This window comes from Streptomyces sp. NPDC051963 (assembly GCF_044593495.1).
Lineage (GTDB): Bacteria > Actinomycetota > Actinomycetes > Streptomycetales > Streptomycetaceae > Streptomyces.
In genome coordinates, this window is sequence record NZ_JBIUCC010000002.1 from 1,029,310 (window position 1) to 1,052,446 (window position 23,137).

Below are 23,137 nucleotides of genomic sequence, written 5' to 3' on the forward strand. Positions count from 1 at the left end.
ATCACGCCCTGTCCGCGACGCGTTCGCCGAGTAGGCCTTGTGGCCTGACAAGGAGGACGATGATGAGGAGGGCGAAGGCCCAGACGTTGGCCCAGCTCTGGCCGCCGAGCTTGTCCATGCCGGGGATGCCGTCGATGTAGGCGGAGGCGAGGGTCTCGGCGACGCCGAGGACGAGGCCGCCGAGCATGGCGCCGTAGATGTTGCCGATGCCGCCGAGGACTGCCGCGGTGAAGGCCTTGAGGCCCATCAGGAAGCCCATGCGGTAGTCGATGTTGCCGTATTTGAGGCCGTAGGCGACGGCGGCGACGGCGGCGAAGAAGCCGCCGATGGCGAAGGCGATGACGATGATGCGGTTGGTGTCGATGCCCATGAGCTGCGCGGTGTCCGGGTCTTGCGCGGTGGCCTGCATGGCGCGGCCGGTGCGGGACTTGCGGACGAAGAAGGCGAGCGCGGACATGCAGACGACGGCGGCCACGATGAGGAAGATGTCGGCGTCCTTGATGGTGACGGAGCCGATTTCGTGGGTGGCGTCGAGGCCGGGGAAGGCGATGGCGCGGTCTGCGCCGGGGTAGAAGTTGCGGACGACTTCCTGGAGGGCCAGGGAGAGACCGATTGCGGTGATGAGCGGTGCCAGTCGTGGTGCTCCGCGCAGTGGTCGGTAGGCGAACCGTTCGGCTCCGACGGCGATGAGGATGGCGACGATGCCGCCGCCGATCAGCATCAGGGGCACCGCGATGGCCATCGCTGTGCCGTCGGGGAGGATGTAGAAGTAGACCGTGAAGGCGCCGAAGGCGCCGGTCATGAAGATCTCGCCGTGCGCGAAGTTGATGAGCTGGACGATGCCGTACACCATCGTGTAGCCGATGGCGATCAGCCCGTACATCGAGCCTAGAAGCAGCCCGTTGGCCAGCTGCTGCGGCAGGGTGTTCACCGCATGGCCTCCATGTCGCTGGTGGTCGTGTGCACTGGTCGCGTGCAGGGATGGGGTGTGGCAAGGGCCGCGCGGTCGGGGTCCCCTTCCGCGCGGCCCGTGGTGTGGTTGTGCTTCGTGCTGCTGTGGCCTGGGCTAGCCGAGGTTGGCGGTGCCGGTCTTCACAGCCTTCCACGCACCCTTTTCGACCTCGTAAACGGTCAGCTGCTTGTTGGTGGTGTCGCCGAACTCGTCGAAGGCGACCTTGCCGGTGAGGCCTTCGAAGTCGGACTTCTGGACGCCTTCCACGACCGTGGAGCGCAGCTCGTTCATGTCGCTGGGGACCTTGCCGTCGTTGGCGTCGACGGCTGCCTTGACGGCGTTGATGATGGCGGTGGCGGCGTCGTAGGCGTAGGTGCCGTAGGCGCCGTAGTCACCCTTGTAGCCCTTGGCCTTGTAGGTCTCGATGAACGTCTTGGCGGCGGGCAGGGTGTCGGCGGGGACACCGATGGCGGTGACGAGGTCGCCCTCGGTGGCGGCGCCGCCGGCCTCGATGTAGGTGGAGGCGAACATGCCGTCGCCGCCGAATAGCGGGATCTTGACCCCGCCGTCCTTCATCTGCTTGGTGATCAGCGCGGACTCGTCGTACTGGCCGCCGTAGTACAGCATGTCGGCTTTCGAGGTCTTGATCTTGGTGACGAGGGAGCCGAAGTCCTTGTCGCCGGTGTTGACGTGGTCGGTCCCGATCACGGTGCCGCCGAGCTTCTTGAACTGCTCGGCGAAGATCTTCGCGAGGCCGGCGCCGTAGGTCTGCTTGTCGTCGACGACGAAGACGCTCTTCTTCTTGAGCGTGTTGTACGCGTAGTCGGCGGCGAAGCTGCCCTGCAGCTCGTCGGTGGTGGAGGTGCGGAAGTACGTCTTGTACGGCCGCTTCTTGTCCGTCTGCCAGTTCTTGCCCTGGGTCAGCTCGGGGTTGGTGTTCGCGGGGGAGATCTGGACCATGTCGGCCGCGGCGAACACCTGGGTCATCGACTGGGCGACGCCCGAGTTGAGCGGGCCGACGGCGCCGACGGCGGTCTTGTCGCCGGTGATGGCGGTGGCGTTGGACTGGCCTGTGGCGGGCTGGGCCTTGTCGTCATAGGCCTTCAGCTTGAAGGTGACACCGGGGACGGTCTTGTTCTTGTTGGCGTCGTCGATAGCTATCTGGGCGCCGTACTGGATGCCGAGGCCGGTGGTGGAGTTCTCACCGGACAGTGGGGCGTCCACACCGATCGTCAGGGTGGTGCCGCTGTCGCCGCCGCTGCCGTCGCTGCCGTTGTCGTCTCGGGAGCCGCAGGCGGTGAGGGACAGCGCTCCAGTCGCGAGGACGGAGGTAAGTATCACCAAGGAACGTCGCACAATCAGTCCTTTCCGCGGTCACGTCCACCCGGGTGGGGCGGAGGTGCCGCGCTGGTACCGAACTCCCGATGGAGCGGTGACTGGGCGTGACTCTAAGCCCGATATGCGGACATCGGCATCGCCGCGAGCTTGCTTGTGACGTTCTTGTTATGACGTGATGGTGAGCGGGCCTGGGGGGAGGCCGCTCTCGGCGGGTTTGGCGGAATATCCGCTCAGTCCGCATGTTGAGAATTCGCACTTCCGGTTGGCTGTGGGCCCGGTCCGGCGATGGCCTGGTCACACGTGCTGCGCAGGAGCCGCGTAAGGTCTCGCGAGAAGCCGCCGCCGAAGATGAAGCTGTGGTGTTGTATTGCGCGCGTGTTACGCAGCGTTACGTCGAGAAAGGGAAGGTCCGCATTAAGGGGCACTCCCGAACAGTCGGATACGGATATCTCGACGGCGATCCGGAGCGTTGTTCCGCCGGGCACGAGGAAGGATGTCCAGGGCACGGCGTGTGCGGTGAGCCCGTCGAAGGCGGTGCCGGAGACCTGGAGGGTGACGGGCGGCCCGTGTTCGACGGTGACGGCGAACAGGAAACGGTCGCTGGTGGCGCCGGGTTTGTGGGGGGTGGCCAGTCCGAGGTAGCGCCAGGTTGTGACGTTGGCGGGCCAGGGGACGGGGCTGGACGGGGCGGAGTTGAGGCTTCGCGGAACCAGCAAGGCCGCGGCGACCGTGACGACGGCCGCCGCGGCGAGCACGGCCTTGCGGGCCCGGGGTGACAGGCGGTTCCACTGGTGTGTGAGGCGGTGGGTGAGACCGGTTGGGGCGGTGTCGAGGGCGTCGTAACTCTCGTCGTTCTCCGATGAGTTGACGGGTTCAACGGGCCCGATGCCGCTCATGACGGCAGCTTAGGCGCTCCGCTGCAAGTCCGGGGGCATCTGCGGGTCCGTCGTGGCTGATTGCGCCCACGCTGGGCGGAGCCGCACACAAATGCAGCCCCGCGCCCCTCAGTTGTCCCATCCAGTCGCACTGGAATTCACCGGACCCGCTCCACGTCGCCGGGGTTCACGTCCCGCAGCATGCAGGTCAGCCGTGCGCTGCACACACGCTTGCCGGCCTCGTCGCTGATGACGATCTCGTACGTCGCCGTGGAGCGCCCGCGGTGCACGGGGGTGGCCACGCCGGTCACGAGACCGGAGCGGGCGCCCCGGTGGTGGGTGCAGTTGAGGTCGACCCCTACGGCGATCTTGGAGCTGCCGGCGTGGAGCATGGAGCCGACGGAGCCGAGGGTCTCGGCGAGGACCGCGGAGGCGCCGCCGTGCAGCAGTCCGTACGGCTGGGTGTTGCCCTCGACGGGCATGGTGCCGACGACGCGGTCCGCCGAGGCCTCGACGATCTGCACTCCCATGCGGGTGCCCAGGTCTCCGGCCGAGAACATGGCGATGAGGTCGATGCCGAGCGCGGCGTACTCGTCGATGACCTCTTGCGGGAACTTCACGTGCTGCTGCTCGCCCATGGGGCCCGGCTCCGTTTCGTCGGCGGTCGCGTGTGTCGGTCGCGGTCCACTGAGCAAACGCTCAGTCGGTTGCCGATTGTTCCAGACGTACGACGACGGACTTGCTGGCCGGGGTGTTGCTGGTGTCGGCGGTGGCGTCCAGCGGGACCAGGACGTTCGTCTCGGGGTAGTAGGCGGCCGCGCAGCCCCGTGCGGTCGGGTAGTGCACCACGCGGAAGCCGGGCGCGCGGCGCTCGACGCCGTCCTGCCACTCGCTGACGAGATCGACGTACGAGCCGTCCGCGAGCATGAGATCGCGGGCGTCCTCGGGGTGCACGAGGACGACCCGGCGGCCGTTCTTGATGCCGCGGTAGCGGTCGTCGAGGCCGTAGATCGTGGTGTTGTACTGGTCGTGCGAGCGCAGCGTCTGGAGCAGCAGCCGACCCTCGGGCAGCGCCGGGTACTCGACGGGCGCGGCGGTGAAGTTGGCCTTGCCGGTGGCCGTCGGGAAGCGGCGCTCGTCGCGCGGGGCGTGCGGCAGCGCGAAGCCTCCGGGGTGCGCCACGCGGGCGTTGAAGTCCTCGAAGCCGGGGACCACGCGCGCGATGCGGTCGCGGATCGTCGCGTAGTCCTTCTCGAACTCCTCCCAGGGCGTGCGGGATTCGTGGCCGAGGACGCGACGGGCCAGACGGGACACGATCGCCGGCTCGGACAGCAGCTGCGGGCTCGCGGGCTCCAGGCGGCCGCGGGAGGCGTGCACCATGCCCATGGAGTCCTCGACGGTGACGACCTGCTCGCCGCTGCCCTGAAGGTCGCGCTCGGTGCGGCCGAGGGTGGGCAGGATCAGCGCACGCGCGCCCGTGACGGCGTGTGAGCGGTTGAGCTTCGTCGACACGTGCACGGTGAGACGGGCCCGCCGCATCGCCGCTTCGGTGACCTCCGTGTCGGGGGAGGCGGAGACGAAGTTGCCGCCCATCGCGAAGAAGACCTTCGCCTTGTCGTCACGCATCGCGCGGATGGCCCGTACGACGTCGTAGCCGTGCTCGCGCGGCGGTGCGAAGCCGAACTCCCTCTCCAGGGCGTCCAGGAAGGCGGGGGAGGGGCGCTCGAAGATGCCCATGGTGCGGTCGCCCTGTACGTTCGAATGGCCGCGCACCGGGCACACGCCCGCGCCCGGGCGGCCGATGTTGCCGCGCAGGAGAAGGAAGTTGACCACCTCGCGGATGGTCGGCACGGCGTGCTTGTGCTGGGTGAGGCCCATCGCCCAGCAGACGATCGTCCGCTCGGAGGCGAGGATCATGCCGAGGGCTTCCTCGATCTGCGCGCGGGTGAGGCCCGTCGCCGTCAGGGTCTCGTCCCAGTCGGCGGCGCGGGCGGCCTCGGCGAACTCCTCGTAGCCGTGCGTGTGTTCGCGGACGAAGGTCTCGTCGACCGCGCCCTCGGTCTGAAGGATCAGCTTGTTGAGGAGGCGGAAGAGGGCCTGGTCGCCGCCGATGCGGATCTGGAGGAACAGATCGGTGAGCGCGGCACCCTTGAGCATGCCCTGCGGGGTCTGCGGGTTCTTGAAGCGCTCCAGGCCCGCCTCGGGCAGCGGGTTCACGCTGATGATGCTCGCGCCGTTGGCCTTGGCCTTCTCCAGGGCGGAGAGCATGCGCGGATGGTTGGTGCCCGGGTTCTGGCCGGCGACGATGATCAGGTCGGCCTTGTACAGGTCCTCCAGCAGGACGCTGCCCTTGCCGACGCCGATCGTCTCGGACAGCGCCGAGCCGGACGACTCGTGGCACATGTTGGAGCAGTCCGGCAGGTTGTTCGTGCCGAACTCGCGGGCGAACAGCTGGTAGAGGAACGCGGCCTCGTTGCTCGTGCGCCCGGAGGTGTAGAAGAGGGCCTCGTCCGGGGAGCCGAGCGCGGTGAGCTCCTCGGCGACGATGTCGAAGGCACGCTCCCAGCTGACCGGCTCGTAGCGCTCGCCCCCTTCGGGGAGATACATGGGGTGCGTGAGCCGGCCCTGCTGGCCGAGCCAGTAGCCGGAGCGGGTGGCGAGGTCGGCGACCGTGTGCGCGGCGAAGAACTCCGGGGTGACCCGGCGCAGGGTGGCCTCCTCGGCGACCGCCTTCGCGCCGTTCTCACAGAACTCCGCCTTGTGCCGGTGGTCCGGCTCCGGCCAGGCGCAGCCCGGGCAGTCGAACCCGTCCTTCTGATTGACGCGCAGGAGGGTCAGCGCGGTCCGCTTCACACCCATCTGCTGCTGCGCGATACGCAGGGTGTGCCCGATGGCCGGGAGCCCCGCCGCCGCGTGCTGCGGCTCGGCGACCTGCGGCGCGTCCTGAACCGGATCGCCCTGGGGCGGCTTCGTTGCCATCGCACGCTCTCCTAATACGACTGCTGCGACTGCGTGTGTGAGATACATCGACTGCGTGTGTGAGGTATATCTACGATCCTCCCACGCTCCGCCGACAACGATCGAGGTCGGGCTCGGCGCCGGGCGCAGGCACCGTATGCGGAACCGGTCGGGCACCGCCGATCCGGCGGTGGGTCCCGACTGTCAGTGCCACGTGGCAGGATCGGGGACGTGGCAGAAACAGCATCGAAGAAGACCGACAGCGCCCCCGGTGGCGACCGCCCGCGGCTGATGCTCATGGACGGGCACTCGCTGGCCTACCGCGCGTTCTTCGCGCTGCCCGCGGAGAACTTCACGACCGCGACGGGCCAGCCGACGAACGCGATCTACGGCTTCGCGTCGATGCTGGCCAACACGCTGCGCGACGAGGCGCCCACCCACTTCGCGGTGGCCTTCGACGTGTCCCGCAAGACCTGGCGCTCCGAGGAGTTCACGGAGTACAAGGCGAACCGCTCGAAGACCCCGGACGAGTTCAAGGGCCAGGTCGAGCTGATCGGCGAACTGCTGGACACCATGCACGCACCGCGCTTCGCGGTGGACGGCTTCGAGGCCGACGACGTCATCGCCACCCTCGCGACCCAGGCCGAGGCCCATGGCTTCGAGGTGCTGATCGTCACCGGCGACCGGGACTCCTTCCAGCTGGTCTCCGAGCACACCACGGTGCTGTATCCGACGAAGGGCGTCTCCGAGCTGACCCGCTTCACCCCGGAGAAGGTCTTCGAGAAGTACGGATTGACGCCGGCGCAGTACCCCGACTTCGCGGCCCTGCGCGGCGACCCGTCCGACAACCTGCCGGGCATCCCGGGCGTCGGCGAGAAGACCGCCGCGAAGTGGATCAACCAGTTCGGCTCCTTCGCCGAGCTGGTCGAGCGCGTCGACGAGGTCAAGGGCAAGGCCGGGCAGAACCTGCGCGATCACCTGGATGCGGTCAAGCTCAACCGCCGGCTCACCGAGCTGGAGCGGCAGGTCGAGCTGCCGAAGACCGTCACCGACCTCGAGCGCGCACCGTACGACCGCAAGGCGGTCGCGATGGTGCTGGACACCCTGGAGATCCGCAACCCCTCGCTGCGCGAGCGCCTCTTCGCCGTCGACCCCGGCGCCGAGGAGGCCGAGTCCACCCCGGTCTCCACGGAGGGCGTGGAGCTGGACGGCAAGGTGCTCACCACCGGCGAGCTCGCGCCCTGGCTCACCGAGCACGGCACCGACACCCTCGGTATCGCCACCGTCGACACCTGGGCGCTCGGCGCGGGCTCGGTCGCCGAGGTCGCGCTGGCCGCGCCCGGGGGAGCCGCCGCCTGGTTCGACCCCGCCCAGCTGGACGAGGCCGACGAGACGGCGTTCACCGCCTGGCTGGCCGACGCGGGCCGCCCCAAGGTCTTCCACAACGCCAAGGGCGCCATGCGCGTCTTCGCCGAGCACGGCTGGACCGTCGACGGCGTGACCATGGACACCGCGCTCGCCGCCTACCTCGTCAAGCCGGGCCGCCGCTCCTTCGACCTGGACGCGCTGTCCCTGGAGTACCTCCACCGCGAGCTCGCCCCCGCCGCCACGGCCGACGGCCAGCTCGCCTTCGGCACGGACGACGGCGCCGAGGCCGACGCCCTGATGATCCAGGCCCGCGCCATCCTCGACCTGGGCGAGGCCTTCGGCGAGCGGCTCCAGGAGGTGGGCGCCGCGGACCTCCTGCGGGACGTGGAGCTGCCGACCTCAGTGCTGCTGGCCCGGATGGAGCGGCATGGCATCGCCGCCGACAGGGCCCACCTGGAGGCCATGGAGCAGATGTTCGCCGGCGCCGTGCAGCAGGCGGTGAAGGAGGCGCACGCGGCGGCGGGGCACGAGTTCAACCTGGGCTCGCCCAAGCAGCTCCAGGAAGTCCTCTTCGGCGAGCTGGCCCTGCCCAAGACCAAGCGCACCAAGACCGGCTACACCACCGACGCCGACGCGCTGGCATGGCTCGCCGGCCAGACGGACAACGAACTGCCGGTGATCATGCTCCGCCACCGTGAGCAGGCCAAGCTGCGCGTCACGGTGGAGGGCCTGATCAAGACGGTCGCGGCGGACGGCCGTATCCACACCACCTTCAACCAGACCGTCGCGGCGACGGGCCGCCTGTCGTCGACCGACCCCAACCTCCAGAACATCCCCGTCCGCACCGACGAGGGCAGGGCGATCCGCCGCGGGTTCATCGTCGGCGAGGGCTTCGAGTCCCTGATGACGGCGGACTACAGCCAGATCGAACTGCGCGTGATGGCCCACCTCTCCGAGGACGAGGGTCTGATCGAGGCGTTCACCTCGGGGGAGGACCTGCACACCACGGCGGCCTCGCAGGTGTTCGCGGTCGAGCCCGGCGCGGTGGACGCGGAGATGCGCCGCAAGATCAAGGCGATGTCGTACGGCCTGGCGTACGGGCTGTCGGCCTTCGGCCTCTCCCAGCAGCTGAACATCGAGGCGGCCGAGGCGCGTGCCCTGATGGACGCGTACTTCGAGCGTTTCGGCGGTGTACGGGACTATCTGCGCCGGGCCGTCGACGAGGCAAGGGCGACCGGTTACACGGCGACGCTGTTCGGACGCCGCCGCTACCTCCCCGACCTCAACAGCGACAACCGCCAGCGCCGCGAGGCGGCCGAGCGCATGGCTCTGAACGCCCCGATCCAGGGCACGGCGGCCGACATCGTCAAGATCGCCATGCTCAAGGTCGACCGGGCCCTGCGCGAGGCCGACCTCACCTCCCGCATGCTGCTCCAGGTGCACGATGAAATCGTCCTGGAGATCGCCCCCGGAGAGCGTGCCGCGACGGAGGAACTCATCCGCCGTGAAATGGCCGACGCCGTCCACCTCCGCGTCCCCCTGGGCGTCTCGGTGGGCGCGGGCCCGGACTGGGAGTCGGCAGCGCACTAGCCGCCCGCGGTTGGGCCGAGTGGGTGGGCTGAGCGCCGGGCAGGTCATTGCTCACTCGGCGCTCAGCGTGGCTGACGGCGGGCCGCCCTGTGCTGTTTCGCAGGCGGGACTGCACGCCCCAAGGGGCGCGGGGAACTGCGCGACCAGCCACACACCACCCGCAGCCCCGACACAACCGCTACCCAGCAGACGCTTCGGCACCCGGCTCCACCGCCGGAGGCCCCGTCACCCACGTGGCCCCCGCGAGGACGCCCCCACCCCCGCCGCCCGCAAAGATGCCCGCATGGGTATACGCATGCTCAACCGCCGGACGGCATGGGCACAGGCGCAGGCGCACACCGCCGCGACCCCGTCCACGCCGCCCTCACCGGTCCCGGTCTTCTCGGCCGCCGCAAGCACCGCCCGCATCCCCACCGACCTGCCGGCGGCCCTCCGCCGGGCGACCGCAGGGCTACGGCACCGTGGCACCCGCCGCGAGCAGGTCGCCGTACACCTCCCGGGAAAGAAACAGGACTGGCGCCTGTGGACCGACCTGGCCCGCAGCTACGTGGCCCTCGCCCTCTCCCGGCTGCCCCGCTCCCGTCCCGTGCAGACCGTCACCGTCTTCATCGCCACCGGTTCCACCGTCAGCGGGCGGTCGAACGGCTCCGCTCCGGAACCGCCGGGGACCCGCGCCGCGCCCTGACGGCGAGGGCGTAGAGGAGCAGTCCCGGGACCAGGCCGGCGCCTGCTCCGAAGCAGAGGGTCGGGATCAGTTCCCAGGGTTTCGCGGTGGAGCCCCAGTAGTCCCACCAGCGTGCCGCCCGCTGCGCCGCGCCCACCACCGCACACCCGCCGATCACTGCAGCGGCGGTCCACCGGTCCCGTACCGACAGGGAAGGCACCCCGACCGGCTCGACCGACGGCGCCTGTCGCAGCGCGTATGCGACGAACGCGGCGATCACGACCGCGGCGATCGCGGAGCCGCCGTACTGGAGGTACCAGTACAACGGAGAGCCCGCCACCTCCTCGCCGAGGACGGGGAACAGCCGCATGCCCCAGCGGTCGAGATGCGTGAACGCATCCCATACGACATGGGTGAGCGCGCCAAGCACGGCGGAGACGTACCACCGCGCCACCAGCGAAGGCCGTACACGCGCGCGTGGCGCCCCGCAGCGGAGCAAGGAGGCCACCCGGCCCTGCCGCTCCCGTGGCAGCAGCGCCACCAGAGGCTCACGCACCAGGAGCCACAGGCCGACTAGTGCCCAGGCGATGACCACATCGATGGTGAAGACGCCGGCGAACGAGTGTGTGACATCTCCGAACTCCATGCCCCCGGACAGGACACTCGCCGCGTAGTAGGTCATGTCGGGCGCAAAGGAACCGGCCACGAGGACGGCCGGTACGAGCGGGCCGCGGCCGGTTCCGTCGGGACGCAGGGCGGGCAGCACGGCCGCCGCATGGCTCAGCGTGAACGGCAACTGCATCTCCCGCGACGGTCGTTGGCGGACCTGTCGGCCCCGATGATCATCGGCGTCAAGTATGCGGGATGACCGGGGGCGCCGCGGCGGCACAACGACATATGGCCAACCGGTTAAGACCCGGCTCGAACGGGTGCCCGTGCAAAGCAAGTTGTCGTAGGGTCACGTGAGTCGGCATGCCGAGGAGCGTGACCGGCCACTCGAAACAGAACACCGTAGGCGCCGCGAGGGCAACCCCCGCGGCGGGTCGATCGTCACTACAGGGCGAACAGAGCAGTTGGAGAGGGGCGCGGAGCGCCCCGCGGGAGGGGTTCACTTTATGGCGGCGCAATTCGGCAGGAGGCTGCGCTCGGGTGCGGCAACGACGGCCGTGGCCGCGTTGGCGGTCGCAGCGCTGTCCGCGTCCCAGGCTCCGGGGGTCACGGTCGACGACTCCGGCAGACGGACCGCCGGCGACGCCCAGTCCGCCCCCGACGTCGACCCCACGGGCACCCCGGAGAGCGCGACCGGCAACTCGCCGTACTACACGGACCTGCCGCCGCTCAACACCCCCAGCCCCGCACCGACCGTCGGCACCCCCGTCTCCACCGGGGCGGCGGAAGCGGGCATACCCGCGACCGTCCTCGACGCCTACAAGAAGGCCGCGTCGGCGCTCCAGGAGTCCAAGCCCGGCTGCAACCTTCCCTGGGAACTCCTCGCCGCCATCGGCAAGGTCGAGTCGGGCCAGGCCCGCGGCGGCCGCGTCGACGCCGCCGGCAACACCATCGGTGCGATCCTCGGCCCGCAGCTCAACGGCAACGGCTTCGCCAGCATCAGCGACACCGACGGTGGCGTGTTCGACGGCGACAGCACCTACGACCGAGCCGTCGGGCCCATGCAGTTCATCCCGTCCACCTGGTCGTGGGCGGGCCGCGACGGCAACGGCGACGGCGAGAAGGACCCCAACAACGTCTACGACGCCGCGCTCGCCGCCGGTCACTACCTGTGCCGGTACGGCTGGGACCTCTCCACCCAGTCCGACCTCGACAGCGCGATCCTCAGCTACAACAACTCGCAGGACTACCTGAACCTCGTCCTGTCGTGGCTGGAGTACTACCGCAAGGGCACGCACGAGATCCCGGACGGCACGGGCACGCTGCCGAACGACCGCAGCGACGACAGCAACAGCGGCGCGAGCCCCAACCCCTCGCCCAAGCCGCCCGGCACGGTGTCGCCGAGCCCGAAGCCCCCCGCGAACGAGGGTGGCGGCTCAGCGAGCCCGAGCCCGAATCCGCCGTCGGGCTCGCCGAGCCCGAGCCCCACTCCCACCCCGACCGACACGGTGGACCACCTGGAAGACGCGGGCACCGCCAACCTCACCGCGATGGCGGGCGACGCGTTCACCCAGAAGATCAGCGCCCGTGCCGAGACCGAGGACGGCGAGGCGGTCGGCAAGGTCAGGATCCGCTTCACGATCACCGGCGGCTCCGACGCCACGTTCACCGGCGGCGAGAGCGTGGCCACGATCGTCACGAACGCCTCCGGAGTCGCCGTCGCGCCCGCGCTCAAGGCGGGCGAGAAGACGGGCGACTTCACCGTCCGCGCCACCGTCGTCGGCCGCACGGTCAGCGCCCTGGACTACACGGCCACCGTCACCGAGCGCGTCGCCAGTGTCCTCACCCGCACCAGCAGCACCGCGCTGACCTGCCCCGTGGGCGGCGAGTTCGCCGAGCAGGTCGAGGTGAAGGCGACATACCGGGGCGAGGTCGCCGGCAAGGTCGCCGCCACCGCCACGCTGATCAAGTCGGTGCTCGACGCGTCCGAGAACGACAAGGGCCCCTACTTCAAGGACGCGGACGGCAAGCCCGTACGCTCCCTGAAGAGCCTGAAGACGGACGAGAACGGCCTGCTCAAGCTGCCCAAGCTGTACGCGGACGACACCACCGGTGCGTTCCTGCTCCGCATCGACACCGCCGGCGGGGCGACGCTCACGATCACGCTGACGGTGGAGAAGGCCGCGGAGACGGGCTCGCCGAGCCCGTCCGCGAGCCCCAGCGCGTAACTCTTCGTACGACCACGACGGCGCCCCCTCACCGAGGGGGCGCCGTCGTTGTGTGTGCAACGTGTTCTCATCTCACCCGCCCGTTGCTACGGTGCCGGACCTGACGATGTATCAGTTCCGCCCGTCGGGAGGCGTCCTTATGCGCGCCCTGATCGCCGCCGCGACCGGCCTCGCCGTCGCGTTCGCCCTTGTGCTCACCCTCACGGCGCTGGGCTCACCCACGGGCGAGACCTCCCCCAAGCCGCTCCTGACAACGGTGCCCACACACCCCTGACCACCCGGGAGGGAGGCCGAGATGCGCCGCAAAGCCAGCCTGATCCTGCTCGCCCTCGCCGTGCTCTTCGCGGCGCTGTCCCCACTGCTGCGCTGGTACGCCTTCCCACGCCTGGCCAAGATCCCGCCGAACCAGTACCAGGACATGGTCCTCGAGGCGAAGGACGCGACCCTCCTCGACTACGGCACCATGCAGGCGCGCAAGGTACCCAAGGTCACCATCGTGCAGACCCTCAAGGGCAACGTGGAGGAGTCCGAGAAGATCGAGAAGACGGCGGGCAAGGACGTCGTCGTCTGGGACGGGCTGTCGTACGTCGTCGGCCCCGACGGCAAGATGGTCTCCAAGATCCCCGAGCGCTACATCTTCGACGCCCACAGCCAGGAACCCGTCCACGCCACGGGCGAGATGGTCGACGGCGACCCGGTGCGCCGGGACGGCCTCGAGTTCAAGTGGCCGTTCATGACGGAGAAACGGGACTACGAGTACTTCGACGCGCAGGCACGCGTGACGGCTCCGATCCACTACAAGGGCACGCAGGACTTCCGCGGCGTCGAGGTCTACTACTTCGAGCAGACCATCCCGTGGACGAAGGTGCCGATGCCCCGGACGATGCCGGTCGAGGGCATCACACCGGAATCGATCGCCAAGACCGGCACCACCCGCTGGTACACCACGGTCCGCAAGTTCTGGGTCGAACCCCTCACCGGCGCCCCCGTCTACGGCGAGGAGATCCACAAGGAGGAGCTCCGCGGCGGCACCCTGCTCGGCGACCGCGACAAGGTCACGGCGTTCGCCGGGCACGTGAAGATGCGCGAGGACTACATCGTCTCCACCGTCGACCTGGTCAAGTCGAACCGCACCCTCGTCCTGCTGATGACGTCGTACCTGCCATGGGGATTCCTGCTCCTCGGCGCCGCCCTGCTGTCCCTCTCGCTCTATCTGGAGGCACGCAGCCGCCGCCCGGCCGACCCCGTGGGCGTGCAGACGACGGAACCGGAGCCGGTCAGCGCCTGAGCCGGGCGTTGGTGTGCCGGGTCGGCTCGGCGGTCGCGGGATCCTCGGGCCACGGGTGCTTCGGATAGCGGCCGCGCAGCTCCGCCCGTACTCCCTTGTAGCCGTCCTTCCAGAAGGAGGCGAGGTCGGCCGTGACGGCGGCGGGCCGGCCGGCGGGGGAGAGCAGATGCACCAGGACCGGCACGCCGGCCACGAGCGGCGACTCCTGGAGCCCGAACATCTCCTGCAACTTCACCGCGAGGACGGGCTGTTCGGGGTTGGCGTAGTCGATCCGGATCCTGGACCCACTGGGTACGGTGATCCGCTCGGGGGCGAGCACGTCGAGCCGTGCGGCGTCACCCGACGCCCAGGGCAGCAACCGGGTGAGACCCGCCCCGGCGTCGATCCGGGCCAGCTCCCCCCGCCGTCGCGCCCGACTCAACTCGGGCTCCAGCCACTCCTCCACGCGCGCGTGCAGCGCGTCGTCGGAGACGTCGGGCCACGGCTCCCCCAGGTGCAGATGCAAAAAGGCGAGCCGCTGCCGCAGTACGTCCGCATCGGGCGTCCAGCGCAGCAGGGCGAGCCCTTCCTGTTGCAGCCCTTCAAGAAGGGCATCGCGTACGACGACGGGGTCGGGGTTCTTGAGCGGCCGCACCGCCAACTCGATGGCCCCCAGCCGCTCCACCAGCCGTGCGACGACGTCCCCGTCGGCCCAGTGCACCTCCTGGTCCTCGGAGTACAGTGACGCCGCCGCCGACCTGGCCATGTCCTCGTCCACATCAGCGGCGAGCTGCACACGCGCGTGCCCCTTGCCGATGGGCCGGTCCGCCGCGGCCACGGCGATCCAGGGAGCCCCGCTCAGCCTGCTGCCCGCACCGAGTTCGGCGCGGGTCCCGGAGGCCATCAGATAGGAACCGCCGTCCTTCTTCGCGACGCGCTCGGGAAACGCCAGGGCGGTGACGAGCCCGGCAAGACGGTCGTCGGAGCCGCGGCCGGGTGGAGGGGAGGCCCCTTCCGAGGCCGCACGCAGTCGCCGCACCTCCGTCCGCCAACGCCCCGCATAGGAGTCACCGCCCCGCCGGGCAGTGCGCAGAGCAGCCGCCAGGTCGTCCCCGTAGTCCCGAGGCACCTCTTCGGAGAGCAGCGCCACGACGTCGGCACCCGCACCAGGGCTGTCCAGCAGGGCCCGCCCCAGCCGCGGATGCAACCCCAGCCGGGCCAACCGCATCCCACGGTCCGTGGCCCGCCCGACGGAGTCCACCGCACCGATCGCCGACAGCACGGCCCGGGCCGCCGCCATCGCCCCACCCGGCGGCGGATCCAGCAGAGCCAGACCGGTGGCCTCGGGATCCCCCCAGCACGCCGCCTGGAGGGCGAACGCCGTCAGGTCGGCGACCTTTATCTCCGGCGACGGGAAACGCGGCAGCCGCGCGTCCTCGGCCTCCGCCCAGCACCGGTACACCGCCCCCGGCGCCTCCCGCCCGGCCCGCCCCGCCCGCTGCCGCCCCGCCGCCTGCGAGGCCCGTACCGTCGTCAGCGCGCTCAGCCCGCGCGCATGATCCACCCGCGGCTCCCGCGCCAGCCCCGAGTCGACGACCACCCGCACTCCGGGAACCGTCAACGACGACTCGGCGACGGACGTCGCCAGCACCACCCGGCGCCGCGCGGCGGCCGACAGCACCGCATCCTGCACCGCGGCCGGCGCCCGCCCGTGCACCTGAAGCACATCGACATCCCCCAGGCCGTCCAACTGCCCGGCCACACGGGCGATCTCCCCGACCCCCGGCAGAAAACACAGCACGTCCCCCGACCGTTCGGCCAGCGCCCGCCGCACCACCGACGCCACATGCGCGAGCAGCGCCGGATCGACGCGCATCCCGTGCGGCGGCCGTACCGGACGCGGCGGCGGCGACCACACCACTTCCACCGGATACGAGACCCCCTCGGCCTCGACCACGGGCGCCCCGCCCAGCAGTCGCGCCCACCCCTGCGCGTCGGTCGTCGCGGACGCGGCCACCAGCCGCAGCTCCGGCCGCAGGGTCTGTCGTACGTCCCACAGGAACGCCGCCACCGTGTCCGCGTCCAGATGCCGCTCATGGCACTCGTCGAGCACCACCGCGTCCACGCCGGCCAGCTCCTGGTCCCGCTGAAGTCGCTGCAACAGCACACCGGTCGTGACGACCTCCACGCGTGCGTGCCGCCCTACGACCCGCTCCCCGCGCACGGTGTAGCCGACGCTCTCACCGACCTTCTCGCCCAGCAGCCACGCCATCCGCCGGGCCGCCGCCCGCGCCGCGATCCGCCGCGGTTCGGCGACGATCACACGGCGTGCGGGGCCGTCCCCGAGCAGTCCGGCCAGGGCGAGCGGCACAAGGGTCGTCTTGCCCGTGCCGGGCGGTGCCACGAGGACCGCGGTGCCGTGCGCGTCCAGCGCCTCGTCCAGGCCCGGCAGGGCACCACGTACCGGCAGCACATCCAGGGCGTCGTAACGGATCACGCCCCTAGTGTCGTACGCCCTCCCGACGACCCCTCACGCGCGCGTGCCTTCAATCGCGCTCGCACACGAAGATCGCCGTCCCCGGGAGCAGCTGCCCGCGCAGCGGTGACCAGCCGCCCCACTCCGATGTGTTCCAGGCCGGCCACTCCGGCTCGACCAGGTCCACCAGCCGGAACCCCGCCGCGACGACGTCCCGGACGCGGTCGCCGAGCGTCCGGTGGTGTTCGACGTACACCGCGTGCCCGACCCCGTCCTCGATGTGCTGCTCGACGTACGGCGTGCGATCGAAGTAGGAGGCCGACACGCTCAGCCCCTCGGGGCCTGGCTCGTCCGGGAACGCCCAGCGGATCGGGTGCGTGACGGAGAAGACGAAGCGGCCGCCCGGGCGGAGGACCCGGTGGACGTCGCGCAGGACCAGGACCGGGTCGGCGACGAAGGGCAGCGCGCCGTAGGCCGAGCACGCCAGGTCGAAGGAGGCGTCGGCGAAGGGCAGGGCGCCCGCGTCCGCCTGCACCAGCGGGAACGCGGCGCCGATGCGCAGCGCGTGCTGGAGCTGGCGGTGGGAGAGGTCCAGGGCCACCGGGCGGGCGCCCTGCGCGGCCAGCCAGCGGGCGCACTGGGCCGCACCGGCGCCGATCTCCAGGACGTCCTTGCCCTTGAGGTCCTCCGGCGGGCCGAGCAGCTCCGCCTCCACCTCGTCGAGGCCCTCGGGGCACCACACGAATCGCTCGTCCCCGAGGAACGTGCCGTGCTCGGTCTGGTACTCGTCCGCGTTGCGGTCCCACCAACCCCGGTTGGCCCGGGCGCTCTCCGTGACGTCCGCGTCACGTCGGGTGGCTTCCGGCTCGAACGCTTCGGGCTCTTGGATGATCGGCTCCCTCGTATTAGTCTGCGGGCTCTTCCGTCCGACCCGTGGCGCGGTGGTGTCACGCGCGGGGCTTCTTGGGCCATGCGTGGCCTCAAGGGACACGTATTGTGCCGGGATTGCGGCGATCCGCCCCGGGTGTGCGCCTTCGCGCATTGACCCTGTCCGGCTGCCCCCGTATGCTACAAGTTGCGCTGCGGGCCTGCGCTCCTCAGACGTAGCAGGCTGCGCTCGCATCTGTTGTATGTCCCCTCGGTTGTCGAGGCGCCACCAGCTGTTTTGGGTGGCGCTTCCTAGGCTGTCCGGCTTCTTCAGAGCGAAACGGGCTCCCGGCGTAAGCAGTACCTACGACTTCAATGTCCGTACCGGAGCCCTTTCCCACATGACGAGCAGCACCGAGACCACCGCCACCACCCCGCAGGTTGCGGTCAACGACATCGGTAACGAGGAAGCCTTCCTCGCCGCTATCGACGAGACGATCAAGTACTTCAACGATGGTGACATCGTCGACGGCGTCATCGTCAAGGTTGACCGGGACGAGGTTCTCCTCGACATCGGTTACAAGACCGAAGGTGTCATCCCGAGCCGTGAGCTCTCGATCAAGCACGACGTCGACCCGAACGAGGTCGTCGCCGTCGGTGACGAGATCGAAGCCCTTGTTCTCCAGAAGGAGGACAAGGAAGGCCGCCTGATCCTCTCGAAGAAGCGCGCCCAGTACGAACGGGCGTGGGGCACCATCGAGAAGATCAAGGAAGAGGACGGCATCGTCACCGGTACCGTCATCGAGGTCGTCAAGGGTGGTCTCATCCTCGACATCGGCCTCCGTGGCTTCCTCCCGGCCTCCCTGGTCGAGATGCGCCGCGTTCGCGACCTCCAGCCCTACGTGGGCAAGGAGCTCGAGGCCAAGATCATCGAGCTGGACAAGAACCGCAACAACGTGGTCCTGTCCCGCCGTGCCTGGCTGGAGCAGACCCAGTCCGAGGTCCGCCAGACGTTCCTCACGACCCTCCAGAAGGGTCAGGTCCGTTCCGGTGTGGTCTCCTCGATCGTCAACTTCGGTGCCTTCGTGGACCTGGGTGGCGTCGACGGTCTGGTCCACGTCTCCGAGCTCTCCTGGAAGCACATCGACCACCCCTCCGAGGTTGTCGAGGTCGGCCAGGAAGTCACCGTCGAGGTCCTCGACGTCGACATGGACCGCGAGCGTGTCTCCCTGTCGCTGAAGGCGACCCAGGAAGACCCGTGGCAGCAGTTCGCCCGCACCCACCAGATCGGCCAGGTCGTGCCCGGCAAGGTCACGAAGCTGGTTCCGTTCGGTGCGTTCGTCCGCGTGGACGAGGGCATCGAGGGTCTGGTCCACATCTCCGAGCTGGCCGAGCGCCACGTGGAGATCCCGGAGCAGGTCGTCCAGGTCAACGACGAGATCTTCGTCAAGGTCATCGACATCGACCTCGAGCGCCGTCGCATCAGCCTCTCGCTGAAGCAGGCCAACGAGTCCTTCGGTGCCGACCCGGCCTCGGTGGAGTTCGACCCGACGCTGTACGGCATGGCCGCGTCGTACGACGACCAGGGCAACTACATCTACCCGGAGGGCTTCGACCCCGAGACCAACGACTGGCTCGAGGGCTACGAGACCCAGCGCGAGGCCTGGGAGCACCAGTACGCCGAGGCGCAGCAGCGCTTCGAGCAGCACCAGCAGCAGGTCATCAAGTCCCGCGAGGCGGACGCTGCGGCTGCCGCCGAGGGCGGCGACGCGGCGGGTGCGGCTCCGGCCGCGTCCGGCGGTGGCGGCGGCTCGTACTCCTCCGAGGGCCCGGACAACTCCGGTGCGCTGGCCTCGGACGAGGCGCTTGCCGCGCTTCGCGAGAAGCTCGCGGGTGGCCAGAGCTGACGCTCACTGAGCCGTAGGTCCTGACTGAGGGGCCGTACCTTTCGAGGTGCGGTCCCTCAGTGTTGTGTGCATGCGGTTGTGGGTTGGCTGCGGGCCGGCTGTGGCTGGTCGCGCAGTTCCCCGCGCCCCTGAGGGCGCTGTCCCCGCCCTTGCAGAAACGTGCGGGATACACGAGTAACTGATGGGCCGTAACCGGCCATTGGGAGGCTTCCCCGGTCGATCAAGACCGGAATAGGGGAGCGACCGATGCCACACACTCAGCCCGCGTCCGGAACCAGCCGCCGCACCTTCCTGCGCGACGTCGGTCTCACCGGCGGCGCCGGCGCCATGTTCGCCACCATGGGAGCCCTCGGGCTCGCCCCCACCGCGCAGGCCGCCCAGCGTGACCAGCCCTTCCGTGCGCTCAGCGCGGGCGACTTCACGCTCACCGGACGCGGCGCCGCGAAGGTCGTCATCGTCGGCGGCGGCATCGCGGGACTCGCCACCGCGTACGAACTCGGCAAGGCCGGCTACGACTGTACGGTTCTGGAGGCCAGGGACCGCACGGGTGGCCGTAACTTCACCGTCCGCGGCGGGGACACGACCGTAGACATCAACGGCAACAAGCAGACCGCGCGCTTCGGCGACGGCGGTTACATGAACGCCGGTCCCGCGCGCATACCGCAGTGGATGGTCACCCTCGACTACTGCCGGGAACTCGGCGTTCCCATCGAGGTGTTCACCAACGTCAACGCCGACGCGTACATCTACAACGAGTCCGCCGGCATGACCAAGCCGATGCGCTACCGCACGGCCAAGGCCGATGTCTACGGCTATGTCTCCGAGTTGCTCGCCAAGGCCACCAACAAGGGGGCGCTCGACAAGGAGTTGACGGCCACCGACCAGGAGCGGCTGGTGGAGTTCCTCAAGGACTGGGGCGAACTCGGCGACAAACTGACGTACGAGGGCGGCGACCGCCGCGGGTACACCACCGTCCCCGCCGCCGCGGGGACCCCCGGCGTGCTGCTCGGGGACGTCCCCACCGCCTCCGAGGTCCTCGCCAGTGGCGCCGGGCGCTACTTCTCCTTCGAGTTCGGCTTCGACCAGGCCATGCTGATGTTCCAGCCGGTCGGCGGCATGGACCGGATACCCAGGGCGCTGACCAAGGCGATCGGCGCGCATCGGGTGCGTACGGGGGCGGTCGTTTCGAAGATCACCGACACGGGACGAGGGGTGTCCGTCGCGTATGCGCAGGGCGGGCGCACGAAGGTCGTCGAGGCCGACTTCTGCGTCGCCGCCCTGCCGCCCAACATCCTTGCCAAGGTGCCGCACAACCTGGGCTCCGGGGTGCAGTCCGCGCTGGAGGCGATCACACCGTCGTCCGCGGCCAAGATCGGGCTGGAGTACAGGTCCCGCTGGTGGGAACTGGACCACCGAATCTACGGCGGCATCACCGAGACCGACCAGGACGTCACCCACATCTGGCATCCGTCGTACGGCTTCCACGGCGAACGCGGCATCGTCATCGGCTACTACAACTACGACGACGACGCGGACGCGTACGCGAAGCTCAGCCCCAAGCAGCGCGAGGCGCGCGCGGTGGCCGCGGGAGTGAAGATCTACGGCGAGAAGTACCGCACCGAGCTTGCCTCCTCCTTCTCGCACCACTGGCGTCAGACGCCCCACCTGGAGGCCGCCTGGCACGACACCCCCGGTGGTCCCGACGACGTCCGCTACAAGCCGCTGAACGAGCCGGCCGGCCGTGTCTACTTCGCCGGCGACTGGCTCAGCTACACCGACGCCTGGCAGCACGGCGCGTTCACGTCCGCCCGGAAGGCGGTGACAGCCCTCCACGCGCGCGTGCTGTCCTCGTGAGCCGCTGGGGCGGCGGTCGACTCCACACCACAGCGCCGCAAGATGCCGTATGAAAAGGCGGTAAGGGACGCCTGATCAGGGACACGGGTGGGAATGCCCGTGTCCTGGGCTGTGTTGTGCAGTACGAACACGAGGAGGAGCGGTCACAGTGCTTGATCCGCAGGGTTTGTACGCATGGGAGCCGAAGGGCCTGGCGGTCGTCGACATGGCGCTCGCCCAGGAGTCGGCCGGCCTTGTCATGCTCTACCACTTCGACGGCTACATCGACGCGGGCGAGACCGGCGACCAGATCGTCGACCGGATCCTCGACTCTCTGCCGCACCAGGTCGTGGCGCGCTTCGACCACGACCGGCTCGTGGACTACCGCGCCCGTCGCCCGTTGCTGACGTTCCGGCGCGACCGGTGGACGGAGTACGAGGACCCCACCATCGAGGTGCGGCTGGTCCAGGACGCCACCGGAGCGCCCTTCCTGCTGCTGTCCGGCCCCGAGCCGGACGTGGAGTGGGAGCGCTTCGCCGCGGCCGTCCAGCAGGTCGTGGAGCGGCTCGGCGTGCGGCTGTCCGTGAACTTCCACGGCATCCCGATGGGCGTCCCGCACACCCGCCCCGTCGGCCTCACCCCGCACGGCAACCGCACCGACCTGGTGCCCGGCCACCGCAGCCCGTTCGACGAGGCGCAGGTTCCGGGCAGCGCCGAGGCACTGGTCGAGTACCGCCTCATGGAGGCCGGTCACGAGGTCCTGGGCGTCGCCGCGCACGTGCCGCACTACATCGCGCGGTCCCCGTACCCGGACGCCGCGCTGACCGTCCTGGAGTCCATCACCGGCGCGACCGGACTGGTCCTCCCGGGCATCGCGCACGCCCTGCGCACGGACGCCCACCGCACGCAGACGGAGATCGACCGGCAGATCCAGGAAGGCGACGAGGAACTCGTCTCCCTCGTCCAGGGCCTGGAGCACCAGTACGACGCCGCCGCGGGCGCCGAAACGCGGGGCAACATGCTCGCCGAACCCGTGGACATTCCGTCGGCGGACGAGATCGGGCAGGAGTTCGAGCGCTTCCTGGCGGAGCGCGAGGGAGACACCTGACCGGGTGCCCTGTCAGTGCCAGGGCCTAAGCTGCCGGTCATGCTGAAAGTGGGTCTGACCGGTGGCATCGGCGCCGGCAAGAGCGAGGTGTCACGGCTGCTCGTCGAGCAGGGTGCCGTCCTCATCGACGCGGACCGCATCGCACGCGAGGTCGTCGCGCCGGGAACTCCCGGTCTCGCGGCGGTCGTCGACGCCTTCGGTGCCGAGGTGCTCGGCGTGGACGGCGGCCTGGACCGCCCCAAACTGGGCTCGATCGTCTTCGCCGACCCCGACAGACTGGCTGTGCTGAACGCGATCGTGCACCCCCTGGTGGGAGCGCGCTCGCGTGAGCTCGAAGGCGCCGCCACCGAGGACGCCGTCGTCATCCACGACGTCCCGCTCCTCGCGGAGAACAGCCTCGCGCCGCTCTACGACGTCGTGGTCGTCGTCGACGCGAGCCCCGAGACCCAGCTCGACCGGCTCGTGCGGCTGCGCGGCATGACCGAGGAGGACGCACGCGCGCGTATGGCCGCACAGGCCACCCGCGAGAAGCGCCTGGAGATCGCGGACATCGTCATCGACAACGACGTACCGTTGGAGGAGCTTCGGGCACGCGTGCGTGAGGTCTGGGCGGACCTCGTCAGACGGGCGCACGCGTCGCGGTAGTCGTGGCGAAGGGGGCGGGACCGATCGTCGTCGTGGCGTACTTGATGCTGGGTGGTCTGGTGGCGCTGCTGGCCGGCGCGTACGGTCTGCGGCGGACGCGGCGCATCACCGGGGCGGGACAGATCACCGAGGCGCTGGTGAAGCCTCCGCCGCCCGGCTCGGAGCGCCCGCTGCTCCAGTTCGAGACCCCCGACGGACGGGTCGTCGAGATCGCCTCGCCGGTCCCGCGCAGCCGGCGCCTGCCGCTCGCCGCCGGCGGTGGGGTGCGACTGGCGTACGACGCCGCCGACCCCCGCGAGACGGTGCTGCTCGGCGGCGAGCGCACGGGCCTGGACCGGGGGTTCGTGGTGGTCGGAGCGGCATTGGTGGTGCTGGGGATTGTGCTCGCGGCCCTGATGCTGTGACCGTGATCCCGGACGGGCGGCGCCGAGAGATGCCGGCTGTGGAATCGC

General features: G+C 70.0%; 18 protein-coding genes. 10 read left to right on the forward strand and 8 right to left on the reverse strand.

What is annotated here, in order from left to right; translation table 11 throughout:
• Position 1: 1 nt before the first annotated feature.
• From ACIHFB_RS11090 to ACIHFB_RS11110, 5 genes are all read right to left on the reverse strand, one after another.
• The gene (locus ACIHFB_RS11090; RefSeq protein ID WP_365277729.1) at positions 2-931 is read right to left on the reverse strand and encodes a branched-chain amino acid ABC transporter permease; all 930 of its coding nucleotides are present in this window, start codon (positions 929-931) and stop codon (positions 2-4) included.
• Between the two features lie 135 nt (positions 932-1,066).
• The gene (locus ACIHFB_RS11095; protein WP_365278280.1) at positions 1,067-2,296 is read right to left on the reverse strand and encodes a branched-chain amino acid ABC transporter substrate-binding protein; all 1,230 of its coding nucleotides are present in this window, start codon (positions 2,294-2,296) and stop codon (positions 1,067-1,069) included.
• Between the two features lie 224 nt (positions 2,297-2,520).
• Positions 2,521-3,186 carry a hypothetical protein gene (locus ACIHFB_RS11100; protein WP_365277732.1) on the reverse strand — a complete coding sequence of 222 codons (666 nt, stop codon included), beginning with the start codon at positions 3,184-3,186 and terminating at the stop codon, positions 2,521-2,523.
• Between the two features lie 137 nt (positions 3,187-3,323).
• On the reverse strand, positions 3,324-3,803 hold the full coding sequence (locus ACIHFB_RS11105; RefSeq protein ID WP_365277735.1) for a hotdog fold thioesterase: 480 nt from the start codon (positions 3,801-3,803) through the stop codon (positions 3,324-3,326).
• Positions 3,804-3,864: 61 nt separating this feature from the next.
• On the reverse strand, positions 3,865-6,144 hold the full coding sequence (locus tag ACIHFB_RS11110; RefSeq protein ID WP_400126457.1) for an FdhF/YdeP family oxidoreductase: 2,280 nt from the start codon (positions 6,142-6,144) through the stop codon (positions 3,865-3,867).
• 210 nt (positions 6,145-6,354) lie between these two features.
• On the opposite strand from ACIHFB_RS11110, the gene polA reads away from it, so the two are divergent.
• Positions 6,355-9,081, forward strand: coding sequence for a DNA polymerase I (gene polA / locus ACIHFB_RS11115; protein ID WP_365277741.1), 2,727 nt, complete (start codon positions 6,355-6,357; stop codon positions 9,079-9,081).
• A gap of 283 nt (positions 9,082-9,364) precedes the next feature.
• Positions 9,365-9,766: a hypothetical protein gene (locus tag ACIHFB_RS11120; protein ID WP_365277744.1), complete on the forward strand. Its 402-nt coding sequence runs from the start codon at positions 9,365-9,367 to the stop codon at positions 9,764-9,766.
• On the opposite strand, the gene ACIHFB_RS11125 is transcribed toward ACIHFB_RS11120, so the two are convergent.
• Positions 9,708-10,541, reverse strand: coding sequence for a DUF4184 family protein (locus ACIHFB_RS11125; RefSeq protein ID WP_365278283.1), 834 nt, complete (start codon positions 10,539-10,541; stop codon positions 9,708-9,710). The two genes, ACIHFB_RS11120 and ACIHFB_RS11125, sit on opposite strands and share 59 nt — an antisense overlap.
• 319 nt (positions 10,542-10,860) lie before the next feature.
• Between ACIHFB_RS11125 and ACIHFB_RS11130 the strand changes: the two genes are divergently transcribed.
• The 3 genes from ACIHFB_RS11130 to ACIHFB_RS11140 all read left to right on the forward strand — a co-directional run bounded on the left by ACIHFB_RS11130 (position 10,861) and on the right by ACIHFB_RS11140 (position 13,870).
• Positions 10,861-12,582: a lytic murein transglycosylase gene (locus ACIHFB_RS11130; RefSeq protein WP_365277746.1), complete on the forward strand. Its 1,722-nt coding sequence runs from the start codon at positions 10,861-10,863 to the stop codon at positions 12,580-12,582.
• A gap of 139 nt (positions 12,583-12,721) precedes the next feature.
• A complete protein-coding gene (locus ACIHFB_RS11135; RefSeq protein ID WP_365277749.1) occupies positions 12,722-12,856 on the forward strand; it encodes an SPW_0924 family protein in 135 nt (44 codons plus the stop codon).
• A gap of 21 nt (positions 12,857-12,877) precedes the next feature.
• Positions 12,878-13,870, forward strand: coding sequence for a DUF3068 domain-containing protein (locus ACIHFB_RS11140; protein ID WP_365277752.1), 993 nt, complete (start codon positions 12,878-12,880; stop codon positions 13,868-13,870).
• Here the strand turns inward: ACIHFB_RS11140 and hrpB are convergent.
• Both hrpB and ACIHFB_RS11150 read right to left on the reverse strand, forming a co-directional pair.
• Positions 13,860-16,346 (reverse strand): ATP-dependent helicase HrpB, encoded by a 2,487-nt coding sequence (hrpB, locus tag ACIHFB_RS11145; RefSeq protein WP_400126461.1) that lies wholly within the window; start codon positions 16,344-16,346, stop codon positions 13,860-13,862. The two genes, ACIHFB_RS11140 and hrpB, sit on opposite strands and share 11 nt — an antisense overlap.
• A 49-nt stretch (positions 16,347-16,395) precedes the next feature.
• Positions 16,396-17,448, reverse strand: a complete 1,053-nt coding sequence (locus ACIHFB_RS11150) for a class I SAM-dependent methyltransferase (protein WP_400126463.1) — start codon at positions 17,446-17,448, stop codon at positions 16,396-16,398.
• 145 nt (positions 17,449-17,593) lie between these two features.
• Here ACIHFB_RS11150 and rpsA point away from each other — a divergent pair, with 145 nt between their 5' ends.
• From rpsA to ACIHFB_RS11175, 5 genes are all read left to right on the forward strand, one after another.
• Positions 17,594-19,099: a 30S ribosomal protein S1 gene (gene rpsA, locus ACIHFB_RS11155; RefSeq protein ID WP_365277760.1), complete on the forward strand. Its 1,506-nt coding sequence runs from the start codon at positions 17,594-17,596 to the stop codon at positions 19,097-19,099.
• Between the two features lie 327 nt (positions 19,100-19,426).
• Positions 19,427-20,953, forward strand: a complete 1,527-nt coding sequence (locus tag ACIHFB_RS11160; RefSeq protein ID WP_400126764.1) for a flavin monoamine oxidase family protein — start codon at positions 19,427-19,429, stop codon at positions 20,951-20,953.
• A 148-nt stretch (positions 20,954-21,101) separates the two neighbouring features.
• Positions 21,102-22,040 carry a PAC2 family protein gene (locus ACIHFB_RS11165; protein ID WP_365277765.1) on the forward strand — a complete coding sequence of 313 codons (939 nt, stop codon included), beginning with the start codon at positions 21,102-21,104 and terminating at the stop codon, positions 22,038-22,040.
• Between the two features lie 39 nt (positions 22,041-22,079).
• A complete protein-coding gene (gene coaE / locus ACIHFB_RS11170) occupies positions 22,080-22,685 on the forward strand; it encodes a dephospho-CoA kinase (protein WP_365277768.1) in 606 nt (201 codons plus the stop codon).
• A gap of 2 nt (positions 22,686-22,687) precedes the next feature.
• Entirely contained in the window at positions 22,688-23,089 is a 402-nt protein-coding gene (locus tag ACIHFB_RS11175) for a DUF3592 domain-containing protein (RefSeq protein WP_400126466.1), read from the forward strand.
• Positions 23,090-23,137 lie beyond the last annotated feature (48 nt).

Excerpts from the sequence above, each read along its gene's own strand:
- ACIHFB_RS11100 (WP_365277732.1), bottom strand. The coding sequence starts at position 3,186 with ATGAGCGGCATCGGGCCCGTTGAACCCGTCAACTCATCGGAGAACGAC.
- ACIHFB_RS11105 (WP_365277735.1), bottom strand. The coding sequence starts at position 3,803 with ATGGGCGAGCAGCAGCACGTGAAGTTCCCGCAAGAGGTCATCGACGAG.
- ACIHFB_RS11110 (WP_400126457.1), bottom strand. The coding sequence starts at position 6,144 with ATGGCAACGAAGCCGCCCCAGGGCGATCCGGTTCAGGACGCGCCGCAG.
- ACIHFB_RS11120 (WP_365277744.1), top strand. The coding sequence starts at position 9,365 with ATGGGTATACGCATGCTCAACCGCCGGACGGCATGGGCACAGGCGCAG.
- ACIHFB_RS11130 (WP_365277746.1), top strand. The coding sequence starts at position 10,861 with ATGGCGGCGCAATTCGGCAGGAGGCTGCGCTCGGGTGCGGCAACGACG.
- ACIHFB_RS11135 (WP_365277749.1), top strand. The coding sequence starts at position 12,722 with ATGCGCGCCCTGATCGCCGCCGCGACCGGCCTCGCCGTCGCGTTCGCC.
- ACIHFB_RS11140 (WP_365277752.1), top strand. The coding sequence starts at position 12,878 with ATGCGCCGCAAAGCCAGCCTGATCCTGCTCGCCCTCGCCGTGCTCTTC.
- ACIHFB_RS11150 (WP_400126463.1), bottom strand. The coding sequence starts at position 17,448 with ATGCGAGCGCAGCCTGCTACGTCTGAGGAGCGCAGGCCCGCAGCGCAA.
- rpsA (WP_365277760.1), top strand. The coding sequence starts at position 17,594 with ATGACGAGCAGCACCGAGACCACCGCCACCACCCCGCAGGTTGCGGTC.
- ACIHFB_RS11160 (WP_400126764.1), top strand. The coding sequence starts at position 19,427 with ATGTTCGCCACCATGGGAGCCCTCGGGCTCGCCCCCACCGCGCAGGCC.
- coaE (WP_365277768.1), top strand. The coding sequence starts at position 22,080 with ATGCTGAAAGTGGGTCTGACCGGTGGCATCGGCGCCGGCAAGAGCGAG.